The sequence below is a fragment of the Phaeobacter sp. CC-HEC084 genome, assembly GCF_059429255.1.
The window spans coordinates 2536022-2550912 of sequence record NZ_JCAIJQ010000002.1; the positions used below are offsets into that span (position 1 = coordinate 2536022).

Genomic DNA, 14891 nt, shown 5'->3' on the forward strand with positions numbered 1-14891 from the left:
CAGATACGTAAAGAACTTTTTTCAAATTGGCGAACACCGTTCTATCCGGGATAGGTCCCAAATCTGTGAAACGGTATACTCGTTACACAACTTAGCAACGCGTACAGGTGTCGCCTGGGAGGCGCGAACGAGGGAGATTATCGCACCTACTAGGCACCCTGCTGCGAGGCATAAATTGCTTACAAAAGCTCCGGCTGGTGCCCGGTATTGGTTACCAGATTGTGGGTTTAATTAACGTTTCCGGCTGCGCGGCCCTGTGGTTCCGCAGCAGGTGAGGTCGCGTTTGACCTCTCTGCGTTTGCCCGTGCAGCATCATGCGCAAAGGCAGATGCTGTCATCGTCAACGCGAGGGCTTGGGAAACGAGCGTGATTTTCATGATATTTTACCGATCTAACTCTTCATCAGCACCTGATAGACATGTGGCAGGGAACGAAACACATGGATTTTTCCCCATATTTCCGGCAAACAGAATCTATGTCTTGGCAGCCACGCACAATGCCGTCAGTCATTTGAAAGACGCTTCCAAAAAGATTGCATTTGCAGGTGTCTGAGGTGGATCAGTCTTGGAGGAGCAAACAAGCGACCAACTGCCGTTACGGAAAGGGTAACGGAAACGGAACTTCTATGCAGCTTGCTCCCCTCCAGTTCCTACGCAAATGGTTTAAGTGACTGCTTTTGGGCCTGGACCAAACGTAGGAGCGGGTGCAGCGAAAGTCAGCTCTCCGCCCCTCTTTACAAACGTCCCCCATCCGGGTCCCGTGAGATCTGAGCCAACCGCGCCTGGGCTTCTGGTTCCCACTGCTCCCGCAAGCCGCGCACGTATTCCGCATCATCCTGGAGTTTCTGGCGCTCTTTCGCGAGAACGCGTTTCACTGTCTGGGCCACCAATCGGGCGATTCGAGCGACCAGTCGCCTTGCCGGGCGGATTTCCTTCAATTTTTCTGCGCGACCATGCTCATCAACCGGCGCAGATGGTCCCCAAGAAAGTTTCGGTTTGCTACCGGGCATCGCATCCTGCCAAACAAGCGCGCCATCGGCAACGAGCTCTAATCCGACCTCCATGGCCTCTGAGATGGCCTCTGCCTCCGCAACCTTCAGCTGCACCCTCTTAGCCGCCTCTGCCAGTTTCTTCTCTTCAATCCGCCGCGCCGATTGTGCTGCCATCCCTGCAGCCTCTTCGTTTGCGCGATGCTGGGCAAGAGATTGCACTTGCTCATGAAGATCGGCCTCTCGCTGTTGCAAAGCAGGCAACGCGCCCTCCATGTCCTCCTTTTCCCGGCTGATCCGTGCCGTGTTTTCTTCCTCAAGTTTCCGTGCGTCACGCTTCTGGCGGAACTTTTCCGCAGCCGCTTCTGCCCTCTCCTCATACCCCTGCACTATCGGCTTCAACGATCCGATCTCGGCCTCGATCCTTTTCTTCGTGGATGATGCGGCGGCAGCCGCTTTTTCAAACTGCTGAGCTTTTTCCTCCGCCGCATCGCGGCGGCGGGTCGCCTCTGCAGTTTCTTTCGCAGCCCGCCGCTTGCGGGCCTGCGCCTCTTTAATCGCGCGCTTGCGCGACTTTTTGACCGTGGCCTTGGCCAGGTCCCGGCCGTCCTCGACGGCCACCTTCGCCGTAGCCTCGGCTGCGTAGAGGATACGTTTCTTTTCCTTTTGCGCCCTACGGCGCTCTTCCGCGCGCCACTGCGATGGCGCAACATGTTCCTTCTTCGCGGGCAAGGGCTTGCCCTCGGCCCGCGCCTGGCGCCGGGCCTCGGCACGGCGCTCCCCTCGAGTGATCCCAATTTTCGCAAAAGCCGCACCCGCCATATCTTGAGCCCGCTCATAATTTTTGAGCAGCGGGTTTTCCGATGGCTGCAGCAGGATTTGATGGCCACGATTGGCGGATGTTTTTTCAACCCAGACCGCAACAACAAAATGGATGTGCAGGGCTTCTTCATCCATATGCATCGACGCGTAACGCAGCTGACCATCAGGGAAACTCCGACGCAGGAACTCAAGCGCGGTCCGCTTGAACTCCTCCACACGTTCCGGATCCCACTGAGCCTGCCCACTTCCGCCAAACCAATCCTTGTTGACGGTCAAGATCCCTTCCCTGAGAGGTCCCTCCTTGCTGGCACGCCACGGATTGACTGGCCCCGCCTCCTCAACTCTGCGCGCCTCCGATTTCCGTGATTTCTCCTGGAGTGCTTCAAGATGCTGCTCAAAGTTATGCTGCTTCATCTGTGCAATTTCGTCACGGATGACCTGATCCCAATTCTCATCACCAACAAGAATCTCGTTGGCCGTTGTGCGGCCCAAATCAACATGCCCCAGATCCCCACCGCGGCGTTCATCGTGGAACCTAAACCGGCGCAGCGTATGAGGCAAAAGCCCAGAGAACCGCAGAACGATGGGCGGCTTTTTCAGATTGACAGGCTGGGCTTGGGTAAACTGGGGCTGAACGGTCATCTTACTGCTCGGATCTATTTCTCTGATCCGATTCTGCGCGAAGACGAAGAAAATCCCGATACACTTTTTTGAATTTGTGAGACTTTTACTCACTAGGCAAGTTGCAATCCCAGGCTGAGCCCTGGAATTTCAACTTACCTGTTCGCGAGGGGGATACCCCCGTCGATCCCCTCCTCGTCAGCTTGTTATCGGCCTTCGCCTCTAAAAGCTTCCTGCGGCCAGCAGCCTGCTGGACCCGCCCTGCCGGGGGCCACGGATGCCTTATTGTTTTTCGATAATCTGGGTGGGGAGAAGGTTCTTCGGCGGCGTTTGGAAGGCGGTTCCTGATCACTTATGCGATGAACACTAGGTCAATCTTCGCCGCTGGGCTTGGCGCTTGCATCCAATCCTATTTCAATCAAACGCCGGATGGCCTCGTTCTCTGACTGAAGTCTTTGAGCGAAGCGAAAGTCTGCGATGCGAGTTGCCTGCTCTTCAGTCAGGTTAACCAGCTTTTTGATCGGGTATACAGTTTGCTTAGCCATAAACCCCGAATAAGCGATATGCAGTATATTGACAATACCTCAGAATAACGCATATGCTCAATATGCGGGCGGTAGAGGTGTCGTTACCACCTCTCCGCCCTAATCACACTGATCTCGGGTAAGGAGACCACTATGACTATCGCAGCTGTTACCACGCGCGTGAGCGCGGCAAAAGACCTGCACCCTGCATTGGCGGCCCCGATTGCCGACCAAAGGGACACCCCAATCTTCCGGACATTCGCTGAGATGATCGAAGCCGTAGATGCGGCGATCGAGATGGAGCGCGACCTGTCACATTCCATGAGCTGGGATCCCGCAAGCAGCGGTTTTGTGGAGGCGGCGGAGAACCAGTGGCAAGACTGCCTGCGGCTGGCGTCGGATATTTTTTCCGCCCCGACTACCTCGGCCAATGATCAGCCGTTGCAGCGCATGGCCATGCTGATGCACTTCCTCATCGAAGCGCAGAACCCGGACGAGGCTTTGCATTTCCAGCGGCTGATGTATGAGCATCGGGACCTTTTCACCACTTCAGTTCCCGGTGTCCGCCAGGCGCTGAACCGGGCTGCCTGGCACGTTGATGCCATCGTGGAGATGGCCGCGTCGACGCTCGACTGCGTGCAGATCTAACACGGCCCCAATTTCCCCTGACAACACCTGACCCCGCAGCGGACCTCCCCGCCTGCGTCCGTCATGTCCTGTCCAATTCCGGATTTTCACCGGCTGACGCATTGCGCGCCTGCCGTCCCCTGCCCTTTTGCCTGACTGGAGCTTTTCATGACCCAATCCGCAAAACCCACTTTCCCGCTTACCATCCACGCGCATTGGCGCGAGACCGCCGCGAGCAAGGGCTTTGATATCCTGCAGCGTATCACAGACCGTTACCACCTGCTGCTGCGCTGCCGCAGTTGCGAGGCAACACACATGAGCAAACTCTACGTTCTGATGAACAACCAGCCCCTGTGCCCACACTGCATTGAAGCGCGATGGCGAGAAGAAGCCTCCGCAGCAGGTTTAACCTGGCTGGGGCGCGACCCCGATGACCGTCATGTCGGCGTCTACCAGGCGCCCTGCGGGCATGAACTGCGTCGGCAATTCGTGCTGATCAGACGGATCGCTGCCGACGACTGCGCCCACCGGTGTGAACACTGTCATCGCGACAAGGAAAAGAAGGAAGCACTCGCGCAAGGCTGGACCCTGATCGGCCCTGCAAAGGATCGCGGCCCAAACTATCGCCGCTATCGCCACAGCTGTGGCCATGTGCAGGAGGTTGCGCGGGTGAACATGCGGTCAGGTCGCTTCAATTGTGAAGCCTGCGGTGAGGGTTGGGCTTCGGCGCCGAGCTACATCTACTGTATGCGCTTTGAGCTGCCCAACATGGCGCCGCTTGTGAAGCTGGGTTTTTCCCGGAACCCGGAAAGCCGGTTGCATTATCAACTCAAGCGCAGCCCTGATCTGCGGGCCCAGATCCTGCGCAGTGTTCCTGTTCAGAGTGGCCACACAGCACTGTGCCTGGAAAAGACGATGCACGCGACGCTGAAGCGCGATCATGTAGAGAGCATCATTCCGCCAGGTCACTACAGTCAGTGGCTCCGAGTGAAGTCCGAGATCTATTCCTCCGACCTGCAGTCCATCATTCTGGGCATGCTCGACGCTCTTCCCCCAGTCGAAGTCTGATCTCTGCCCCCATCCAATCTTTTCACCGGCCCTGGCCGATCCTGAACTCATGGAGGACACCCATGTCCAACACACCGACCTGGCACCCTTATGCCCGCTTCATTCTCCGCCGTCTCCAGCATGCTGAACGCGACACCAGCTACGACGCCGAGGACGAGAACCGGAAAATTCCGGCGCAGGAGCTACCAGCGCAGACCCTTTTGGAGGCACTTGATGATCTCCCGGCAATGCAACGGCTCGACAACGAAGAGCTGTATACACTGAGCGAGACAGGGGCCGATGGCTGGGCGATTGACGCTGATGGCAATGACATGCCGCAGCACTATACTGCGCCCAGCACAATCCTGATGTGCCTGCGTCTGGCCGCCACTTTCGGCACACATCAGAACTTCTGCGCAACGTCACTCGCACCGCATGGCGTCATGGTCATCAATGAGATCCCCACAAGCCAACTTGATATCGCATGTACGCAGATCGGCCGGGTGTTTCTACCGCCGAGCTGGACGGCCCAAACCTATGCCGCTCGAAGAGGCGAAGAACAGGTGTTGCAGCTGATCCGTCCAACGGTCGGTAGAGAGGGCACGATCTGTCTCGCAGGTATGCGCGACTTCGAACACCGCCTTCTCGGATCACTCGCCCAGCCCCATCCACTGCTTGTCCTGTGGCCGGAGGGGCTGCGGCTTGATCCTGATCTGAAGCGCATCCTGCCGAAGCCTGTTCGACTGGCGCCTGTTGATCCGGAAATGATGTTGATGCTGCTGGAACAGACCCACAGCACCACAGGCAAAATCGACCGTGCGCGTGTCGCGCCGCTGCTGCCGCACAGTGCAGCACTGCAATCGATGGACGAGCAGGTCCTCATTGCCGCCCTGCGCGCGCCGAATGCTGGGGCTGCAGCCAGCAAGCTGGCAGAGATCCTGCAGGCTTCGCAAGCCGACAACGGAGCCCTGACACTCACCGACATCAAGGGGGCCTCCCCTGCGCACCAAGCGGCAAGGGACATCGTCGAAGACCTGAGGGCATGGCACGACGGCAAAGCAAACTGGACCGAGATCCCGCATTCCCTCCTGATCAGCGGCGAGCCAGGGGTTGGCAAATCCGTACTCGCGCGGGCCATCGCGGCCTCGGCCGACGTCCCTCTCATTGAAGCTTCATTTGGCGGCTGGCAGAGCTGCGGACACCTCGGCGACATGCTTGGCGCCATGAGAAAAAGCTTCACCGAAGCCACCCGCAATAAGCCCTCGGTTCTCTTTATCGATGAGATCGACTCGGCAGGCGCCCGTGATACATCCGACCGTCATGGCAGCCACTACAGGCGCAATGTCATCAACCAATTCCTGGCGGAGGTTGACGCACTGATGCGGGACGAGGGTGTGCTGCTAATCGGTGCCTGTAACCATCCAAACAATCTCGATCCTGCGATCCTACGCTCAGGCAGGTTCGACCGGCATGCCGAGCTTGACCGCCCGCCCCTCGCGCAGATCCAGCACATGCTGGAACGCGCCCTTCCCACGGACCACAACTCAATCGAACTGGCTCGGGCCTTCGCAGGTCAGACGCCTGCAGAGATCGACGCGAGCTTGCGGGCGGCTCGCGCAAGCGCCCGGCGTGCGGGACGCAGCTGCGATGCCGCCTGGGTATTGGCCCAGATGCCGAAAGAAACGCCACGGGCCAAGGCACGCCAGCGCCGCATCGCGATCCATGAATGCGGTCATGCCCTGATGGCCACACTGCTCAGCGCCGCTCCGGTTGAACGTGTGACAATCTCGAAGAATGGGGGCCAGACCATTCGGCCATCTGCCGTTTACGAGGGAACCCTTTGCGAGTTCGAGGACGAGATGACCATCCTGCTTGGCGGGCGTGCCGCCGAACGGATCCTCCTTGGAGACATCAGCGCTGGCGCCGGTGGCGGGGATGGCAGCGATCTTCAGCAGGCCACGCAGGTGCAGCTGGCCTGCGATCGCGAAGTCGGGCTTGGCATTCACGGCAACGGCTGGATGGGACCGGCAGTCATGAAGCATCTCACTCCGAATGAGCGTGATCGCCTCCGGGTCAAACTTGACCGGTTTGAACGACGAGCACAGAGCCTCCTTGATCCGCACCGCGACCAGCTGGCACGTCTGGCCGAGCATTTGTTGACCGTCCGGGAGATGGATACCGCAGATCTGCGCCCCTGGCTGGAACACCTCGCACCGTCAGCAGCCGAGCAGGTCGACTCCTCTACGGCCACAATCCATCCACAGTAACAAAAAACGGGCTTGCCGCTTCCACTGTGGCAAGCCCACCGCTTTGCATCCGGCTCAATAGGATTCACGGAACTGTTTGCGGGATATCTCGCTCTGAAGAATCTGGCCCTGAAGATGAGGGGCAAACCATAGAGAATCTCCCCGGCAAATGGATGCTGCCCACCTGGCGACCGTGCTGCAATCTCGATCCTTGGCACGACATGTTCGGAAATAGTTTTTCCAATCAGGAGTTCTATATATTTTTCAGCTGGTTATCCCCAAAATCCGGAGCCGGAAACTGACTTTGCTCTCCAGGAATTCCCCCACCGTCTGGTACTCTGCTCACAAGGAAACGAGCAGATGACGAGCCGCCCATGACACAACAAATTCTCCCGACGACAATCGGTGCCATCACAGAGGCCCCTCAAAAGCGCCGCCCAATTTCCCTTGCAAAAACTCCGCGCGGTCTTCATCCTGAGATTGTGGCCCTGGTGCGCGCAATGGCGCGTCGTCAGGCACAAGCTGATTTTGCCGCCCTGCGCGGCGCTTGAACTGAAGCTTTAACCTCCCCGAAGGAAGGTGCCACATGAACTACTCTACCCCCTCTCTCCGCGTTGCGCTTTACGCGCGCTATTCTTCAGACCTGCAACAGCAGTCTTCCATCGAAGACCAGCTGCGCCTGTGCCGGGCATATGCAGCCCGCGAAGGCTGGGAAGTCGTTGCGGAGTTTTCCGATGCGGCGACCTCTGGGGCCTCTCTAATGCGCCCCGGCATCAAACAGCTACAGGGCGCGACCGAGATGGGTGCTTTTGATGTCGTCCTCACGGAAGCCTTGGACAGACTGAGCCGCAATCAGGCCGATATCGCCCGGCTACACCAAACCCTCAACTTTCACGACGTGCAAATCGTGACTCTGTCCGAGGGCGCGGTCAACGAGATGCATATCGGGCTGAAAGGAACAATGAATGCCATGCTTCTCAAAGACCTGGGAGAGAAGACACACCGGGGCCTCTCTGGCCGCATCCTAAAGGGCAAGTCGGCTGGTGGTATAAGTTACGGCTACCGCCCTGACCGTGAGGTCCTGGGCGACGGGACCCTGTCTACTGGAGATCTGCGGATCGAAGCAGGTGAGGCGGACATCATCCGCCGGATCTTTCACGACTATGCCGAGGGTCACTCCCCGCGCGAGATCGCGGCACGCCTGAACCGTCAAAACGTGCCTGGACCGAAGAGGGGCCAGGGATGTGGCAATTGGAACCCGTCGACGATCAACGGCAATGTCAAACGTGGCACGGGGGTTCTGAACAACGAGCTCTATATCGGCCGCCGTGTCTGGAACCGGCAACACTTTATCAAGGATCCGGCCACGGGAAAGCGCCAAGCACGCATGAACCCTCCCGAGCAGTGGATCACCGTTGATGTGCCGGAACTTCAGATCGTCGATCAGGACCTGTGGGAAGCCGTGAAAGCCCGGCAAGAGTCTGTACGCGAAGCTCTCAACCCGACTGGAGCGCGGAACACGCGCCGCAGAACGGAAGAGGCACGCCGCCCAACCTATCTGCTCTCGGGCCTGCTGCGCTGCGCGGAGTGTGGCGCCAGCTATACTCTCATCAACAAGACCCGCTACGGCTGTGCTGCCAGCCGCAACAAGGGCGACGCTGTCTGCACCAACCGCACCACTATCCGCCGAGACGCCGTCGAAGAACGGGTTCTGTCCGGCCTGCGTCACCGCCTGCTCACCCCTGAACTCGTGGAGGTCTATGTTGCGGAATACAAAAGTGCCTACAAAGAGGTCACTGATACGGCTGGCGCGACCCGGAAGGCTGCAACCACGGCCCTCGCAGGCATCGAAAAGAAGATCGCAGGCCTCATGGCAGCAATCGAAGATGGCCTCTATACGCCAATGATGAAGGAGAAGCTGTTGGACCTGGAGCAACGCAAGCTTGAGCAGCAGCAGATCCTAGAAGCTGCGGAGCTTGCCCCCACCCCGCCGATGACGCCGGAAGTTGCAGAGCGGTTCAAGACGCAGGTGAACAATCTCACCACCACACTGAACGACCCGGACCTGAAGACGCGTTCGACGGAGGCTCTTCGGGGATTGATTTCCAGTGTGCGGATGGAACCGGACGGATCTGCGCCTGGGAGTCACCGGATGCTTCTGGAGGGTGATCTGGCAGGTATTCTGGCCTGCGGGAGCGCTCAAATGACCAAGCCCCCGCGATTTGCGGGGGCTTGGTCGGAAACGTTGGTTGCGGGAGCAGGATTTGAACCTGCGACCTTCAGGTTATGAGCCTGACGAGCTACCGGGCTGCTCCATCCCGCGGAGATTGTTGGTTATGATCGTTAGAGAGAATTTATTTTGGTATTTACTAGGTTTGGCGGTGACCTACTCTCCCAGGGCTTAAGCCCAAGTACCATTGGCGCGACGGCACTTAACTTCCGGGTTCGGGATGGGACCGGGTGTTTTGCTCGTGCTATGACCACCAAACCAAGAAAATACCAACAAGCCTGCGGCTTGTTGGATTTTCTTGGTTAGCGGCAGGCAGGGTATTTGCAGAGCAAATACCCGTTGCCGCACCTGAGTTTTGTCACGAAGACATTTCCACAAGCGCGAGGCTTATCTATCAACGTTTTGTCCAAGTTATGTTTTGCTTTTTGGTGTTTACGAGACTGTCTGTTACTGGAACAGATCAAGCCTATCGGGCGATTAGTACCGGTCAACTGAATGCATTGCTGCACTTACATCTCCGGCCTATTGACGTGGTGGTCTTCCACGGCCCTCAGGGATACCTTGTTTTGAGGGGGGCTTCCCGCTTAGATGCCTTCAGCGGTTATCCTTTCCGATCATAGCTACCCTGCACTACCGTTGGCACGATAACAGGTCCACCAGTGGATCGTTCACCCCGGTCCTCTCGTACTAGGGGCAACTCCTCTCAAGTATCCTACACCCACGGCAGATAGGGACCGAACTGTCTCACGACGTTCTAAACCCAGCTCACGTACCTCTTTAAACGGCGAACAGCCGTACCCTTGGGACCTGCTCCAGCCCCAGGATGAGATGAGCCGACATCGAGGTGCCAAACACTGCCGTCGATATGGACTCTTGGGCAGTATCAGCCTGTTATCCCCGGCGTACCTTTTATCCGTTGAGCGATGGCCCTTCCACTCGGGACCACCGGATCACTATGGCCGACTTTCGTCTCTGCTCGACTTGTCAGTCTCGCAGTCAGGCTGGCTTCTGCCATTGCACTCAACGAGCGATTTCCGACCGCTCTGAGCCAACCTTCGCGCGCCTCCGTTACGCTTTAGGAGGCGACCGCCCCAGTCAAACTACCCGCCACGCAGGGTCCCGGATCCGGATAACGGACCGCGGTTAGACATCAAGAGTGCGAAGGGTGGTATCTCAAGGGAGGCTCCACCGGAACTAGCGTTCTGGTTTCGATGCCTACCACCTATCCTGCACATCACAATCCTGATGCCAGTGCGAAGCTGTAGTAAAGGTGCACGGGGTCTTTCCGTCTAACCGCGGGAAGCCTGCATCTTGACAGGCAATTCAATTTCGCTGAGTCGATGTTGGAGACAGCGGGGAAGTCGTTACGCCATTCGTGCAGGTCGGAACTTACCCGACAAGGAATTTCGCTACCTTAGGACCGTTATAGTTACGGCCGCCGTTTACCTGGGCTTCAATTCGGAGCTCTCACTCCTCCTTTTAACCTTCAGGCACCGGGCAGGCGTCAGACCCTATACGTCGTCTTACGACTTCGCAGAGCCCTGTGTTTTTAATAAACAGTCGCCACCCCCTGGTTTGTGCCCCCGGATCCAAGTTGCCTTGAACCCGGGCCTCCTTCTCGCGAACTTACGGAGGTATTTTGCCGAGTTCCTTCAACATCGTTCTCTCAAGCGCCTTGGTATTCTCTACCAGTCCACCTGTGTCGGTTTAGGGTACGGTCTGATGGAGGGCTATTTCCAGGGACTGCTCAGCAGCCCAACCAATCCGATAAGGCTGAACTACAGTCGCAATCCGTCACATCCTCCTGGCCCAGGAATATTAACCTGGTTCCCATCGCCTACGCCTTTCGGCCTCGGCTTAGGGGCCGGCTTACCCTGCTCAGATTAGCTTTAAGCAGGAACCCTTGGACTTTCGGCGAGAGTGTCTCTCACACTCTTTGTCGCTACTCATGTCATCATTCTCGCTAGTGATCTCTCCACCGGATGGCTCACGCCCCGGCTTCATCGAAAGCCTCTTGTCTCCAATCTTCCCGAAGGAAGTAAGGAGACATGAGACTATGTCACACTACGCTCTGCTACCATGCACTATGTGCATCCTCGGCTTCGGCTCATGGCTTGAGCCCCGTTACATCTTCGCCGCAGGACAACTTATTTAGACCAGTGAGCTGTTACGCTATCTTTAAAGGATGGCTGCTTCTAAGCCAACCTCCTGGTTGTTTTGGTCGTCCCACCTGCTTTCCCACTTAGCCATGAATTGGGGGCCTTAGCCGGAGGTCAGGGTTGTTTCCCTCTCCACTACGGACGTTAGCATCCGCAGTGTGTCTGCCATCTAGTACTCCCGGGTATTCGGAGTTTGGTTAGGATCAGTAAGCCTGTGGGGCCCCATTACCCATCCAGTGCTCTACCCCCCGGGGTATTCGGATGACGCTCTACCTAAATAGATTTCGCAGAGAACCAGCTATCTCCGAGTTTGATTGGCCTTTCACCCCTAGGCACAGCTCATCCCGATCTTTTTCAACAGATGTGGGTTCGGTCCTCCAGTGCGTGTTACCGCACCTTCAACCTGGCCATGCCTAGATCACTCGGTTTCGGGTCTGATCCCACGAACTCATTCGCCCTATTAAGACTCGCTTTCGCTGCGCCTTCGCCTAGCGGCTTAAGCTTGCTCGTGAGACCAAGTCGATGACCCATTATACAAAAGGTACGCTGTCAGCCCTCAAGGGGCCTCCAACTGATTGTAGGCGTTCGGTTTCAGGTACTGTTTCACTCCCCTCGTCGGGGTGCTTTTCACCTTTCCCTCACGGTACTGGTTCACTATCGGTCAGTAAGGAGTACTTAGCCTTCGAAGGTGGTCCTCCGATCTTCAGACAGAATTTCACGTGTTCCGCCCTACTTAATACGTCCATCAAAGCTTCCTGTACGGGGCTATCACCCGCTATGGCTGCGCTTCCCAACGCATTCCAGTCACTTATCTGGCTCGGCTGGTCCCCGTTCGCTCGCCGCTACTAAGGGAGTATCAATTGATGTCCTTTCCTCCGGGTACTTAGATGTTTCAGTTCCCCGGGTTTGCTCTTAAAACCCTATGTATTCAGGTTTTAAGTACCTGGTTCAGCAAGATATTGGCTACCGTGGTAACAATATCGAACTGTCAGGTGGGTTCCCCCATTCGGAAATTCATGGATCAAAGCCTATTCTCGGCTCCCCATGACTTATCGCAGAGTATCACGTCCTTCATCGCCTCTTACTGCCAAGGCATTCACCAAACGCCCTTCTCGCGCTTGATCTGGTCCAGAAAGAGACAGTCTTTGACAACTGTCGGATCCGGAAGCTGGTTCACAACCGGATCATCTGTCTCTGAACCAAAAAGCATACTTTCCCGCTCTTCCATCCTTATGCCTGTGATGTCGGTCGCAGGCGGACGAAAGAACAATGCATGATCGGGTAGATCATGCGGGTTAGTGTACTTGACTTGGACAACTCCGTCGTTTCGAACCGGCATACCAGAAGGCGTCTGAGGAAACATGACGTATCTTCCGGCTTGCCTCACCCCGAAGGGATCGGCACCAATCCGAGATCATCCCCACACTCGGGGCGATCAACGGTGTTGTTGATTTTTCTCTCTATACGATGTCAAAACTGCGTCCGATTGGACGGATAAGAACCACTTGCGGTGCTTATCGATCTAATCGGGGAATGGTGGGTCGAGGAGGACTTGAACCTCCGACCTCACGCTTATCAGGCGTGCGCTCTAACCACCTGAGCTACCGACCCATTCTAAATGGGGCCGATTGCAAAGTGGTGGAGCCTAGGAGGATCGAACTCCTGACCTCCTGAATGCAAATCAGGCGCTCTCCCAGCTGAGCTAAGGCCCCTTGCTGAACCTCAGGGGTCTGAGGCTCGACTGTCTGAAGAGATATGAGGACGGCTCGGTCCTGATGTTGACCGGCTTTGTTTGCCGATCTTCTGCTAAGTGATGCACGAGATTAGCAAGCTAATCTGACTAGCATCATCCTTAGAAAGGAGGTGATCCAGCCGCAGGTTCCCCTACGGCTACCTTGTTACGACTTCACCCCAGTCGCTGAGCTCACCGTGGTCCGCTGCCTCAAAAGTTAGCGCACGGCCTTCGGGTAAACCCAACTCCCATGGTGTGACGGGCGGTGTGTACAAGGCCCGGGAACGTATTCACCGCGTCATGCTGTTACGCGATTACTAGCGATTCCGACTTCATGGGGTCGAGTTGCAGACCCCAATCCGAACTGAGACATCTTTTGGGGATTAACCCATTGTTGATGCCATTGTAGCACGTGTGTAGCCCAACCCGTAAGGGCCATGAGGACTTGACGTCATCCACACCTTCCTCCCGCTTATCACGGGCAGTTTCCCTAGAGTGCCCAGCCGAACTGCTGGCAACTAAGGATGTGGGTTGCGCTCGTTGCCGGACTTAACCGAACATCTCACGACACGAGCTGACGACAGCCATGCAGCACCTGTCACTCGGTCACCGAAGTGAAAACCAGATCTCTCTGGCGGTCCGAGGATGTCAAGGGTTGGTAAGGTTCTGCGCGTTGCTTCGAATTAAACCACATGCTCCACCGCTTGTGCGGGCCCCCGTCAATTCCTTTGAGTTTTAATCTTGCGACCGTACTCCCCAGGCGGAATGCTTAATCCGTTAGGTGTGTCACCGAATAGCATGCTACCCGACGACTGGCATTCATCGTTTACGGTGTGGACTACCAGGGTATCTAATCCTGTTTGCTCCCCACACTTTCGCACCTCAGCGTCAGTATCGAGCCAGTGAGCCGCCTTCGCCACTGGTGTTCCTCCGAATATCTACGAATTTCACCTCTACACTCGGAATTCCACTCACCTCTCTCGAACTCTAGACCGATAGTTTTGGAGGCAGTTCCGGGGTTGAGCCCCGGGATTTCACCCCCAACTTTCCGATCCGCCTACGTGCGCTTTACGCCCAGTAATTCCGAACAACGCTAACCCCCTCCGTATTACCGCGGCTGCTGGCACGGAGTTAGCCGGGGTTTCTTTACCAGGTACTGTCATTATCATCCCTGGCGAAAGAGCTTTACGACCCTAGGGCCTTCATCACTCACGCGGCATGGCTGGATCAGGCTTGCGCCCATTGTCCAAGATTCCCCACTGCTGCCTCCCGTAGGAGTCTGGGCCGTGTCTCAGTCCCAGTGTTGCTGATCATCCTCTAAAACCAGCTATAGATCGTAGACTTGGTAGGCCGTTACCCCACCAACTATCTAATCTAACGCGGGCCGATCCTTCTCCGATAAATCTTTCCCCCGAAGGGCGTATAAGGTATTACTCACCGTTTCCAGTGGCTATTCCTTAGAGAAGGGCACGTTCCCACGCGTTACTAACCCGTCCGCCGCTCACTCCGAAGAGTGCGCTCGACTTGCATGTGTTAAGCCTGCCGCCAGCGTTCGTTCTGAGCCAGGATCAAACTCTCAAGTTGAAATGCGATTGCTCGCATATCCTTGACGTTCGAACCTCTGCACATCTTCACCAGGAGGCTAATCCTGATGAAAGTCTCTGTTTGTGTGCTTGGTTTCAAAAGAAACCGAAGCCGTACAAACAGTGAAGCTGACACTGGATCATCGGAACCTAAATTCCTACCAGCGCGATATACAGACGTTGATCCATCGAAATGAACCAAACCGCCCACATATCTCTTCAGTTATCTATCAATGTCAAAGAGCAACACCCAGCGGCCAAAACAAACAGATGCGCCAATCTCTCAGCGCGCCCGCCTGCCTCATCCTCAAA

5 protein-coding genes, 3 tRNA genes and 3 rRNA genes are annotated in these 14891 nt (G+C 56.5%); 4 read left to right on the forward strand and 7 right to left on the reverse strand.

What is annotated here, in order from left to right:
* Window positions 1-733: 733 nt before the first annotated feature.
* Window positions 734-2545 carry a plasmid recombination protein gene (locus AC5SSZ_RS12280; protein WP_495438306.1) on the reverse strand — a complete coding sequence of 604 codons (1812 nt, stop codon included), beginning with the start codon at window positions 2543-2545 and terminating at the stop codon, window positions 734-736.
* A gap of 563 nt (window positions 2546-3108) precedes the next feature.
* Between AC5SSZ_RS12280 and AC5SSZ_RS12285 the strand changes: the two genes are divergently transcribed.
* The 4 genes from AC5SSZ_RS12285 to AC5SSZ_RS12300 all read left to right on the forward strand — a co-directional run bounded on the left by AC5SSZ_RS12285 (window position 3109) and on the right by AC5SSZ_RS12300 (window position 9165).
* Window positions 3109-3603 carry a hypothetical protein gene (locus AC5SSZ_RS12285; RefSeq protein WP_274831051.1) on the forward strand — a complete coding sequence of 165 codons (495 nt, stop codon included), beginning with the start codon at window positions 3109-3111 and terminating at the stop codon, window positions 3601-3603.
* A gap of 147 nt (window positions 3604-3750) precedes the next feature.
* Window positions 3751-4650 carry a GIY-YIG nuclease family protein gene (locus AC5SSZ_RS12290; RefSeq protein WP_274831050.1) on the forward strand — a complete coding sequence of 300 codons (900 nt, stop codon included), beginning with the start codon at window positions 3751-3753 and terminating at the stop codon, window positions 4648-4650.
* 62 nt (window positions 4651-4712) lie between these two features.
* A complete protein-coding gene (locus AC5SSZ_RS12295; RefSeq protein WP_274831049.1) occupies window positions 4713-6896 on the forward strand; it encodes an AAA family ATPase in 2184 nt (727 codons plus the stop codon).
* 565 nt (window positions 6897-7461) lie between these two features.
* Complete coding sequence (locus tag AC5SSZ_RS12300; RefSeq protein ID WP_495438343.1) at window positions 7462-9165, forward strand: recombinase family protein; 1704 nt, start codon at window positions 7462-7464, stop codon at window positions 9163-9165.
* Here the strand turns inward: AC5SSZ_RS12300 and AC5SSZ_RS12305 are convergent.
* The 6 genes from AC5SSZ_RS12305 to AC5SSZ_RS12330 all read right to left on the reverse strand — a co-directional run bounded on the left by AC5SSZ_RS12305 (window position 9122) and on the right by AC5SSZ_RS12330 (window position 14580).
* Window positions 9122-9198, reverse strand: a tRNA-Met gene (locus AC5SSZ_RS12305). The two genes, AC5SSZ_RS12300 and AC5SSZ_RS12305, sit on opposite strands and share 44 nt — an antisense overlap.
* 50 nt (window positions 9199-9248) lie before the next feature.
* Window positions 9249-9363, reverse strand: a 5S ribosomal RNA gene (rrf, locus tag AC5SSZ_RS12310).
* A 198-nt stretch (window positions 9364-9561) separates the two neighbouring features.
* Window positions 9562-12388: ribosomal RNA gene (locus AC5SSZ_RS12315) — 23S ribosomal RNA — on the reverse strand.
* Window positions 12389-12798: 410 nt separating this feature from the next.
* Window positions 12799-12875: transfer RNA gene (locus AC5SSZ_RS12320), tRNA-Ile, on the reverse strand.
* 25 nt (window positions 12876-12900) lie between these two features.
* Window positions 12901-12976, reverse strand: a tRNA-Ala gene (locus AC5SSZ_RS12325).
* A gap of 144 nt (window positions 12977-13120) precedes the next feature.
* Window positions 13121-14580: ribosomal RNA gene (locus AC5SSZ_RS12330) — 16S ribosomal RNA — on the reverse strand.
* Together the 16S, 23S and 5S rRNA genes with 3 tRNA genes alongside form the textbook arrangement of a ribosomal RNA operon.
* Window positions 14581-14891: the final 311 nt, after the last annotated feature.

Bases quoted from the DNA above. Each gene is read 5' to 3' on its own strand.
- AC5SSZ_RS12290 (WP_274831050.1), top strand. From the start codon at position 3,751: ATGACCCAATCCGCAAAACCCACTTTCCCGCTTACCATCCACGCGCAT.
- AC5SSZ_RS12285 (WP_274831051.1), top strand. From the start codon at position 3,109: ATGACTATCGCAGCTGTTACCACGCGCGTGAGCGCGGCAAAAGACCTG.
- AC5SSZ_RS12295 (WP_274831049.1), top strand. From the start codon at position 4,713: ATGTCCAACACACCGACCTGGCACCCTTATGCCCGCTTCATTCTCCGC.
- AC5SSZ_RS12300 (WP_495438343.1), top strand. From the start codon at position 7,462: ATGAACTACTCTACCCCCTCTCTCCGCGTTGCGCTTTACGCGCGCTAT.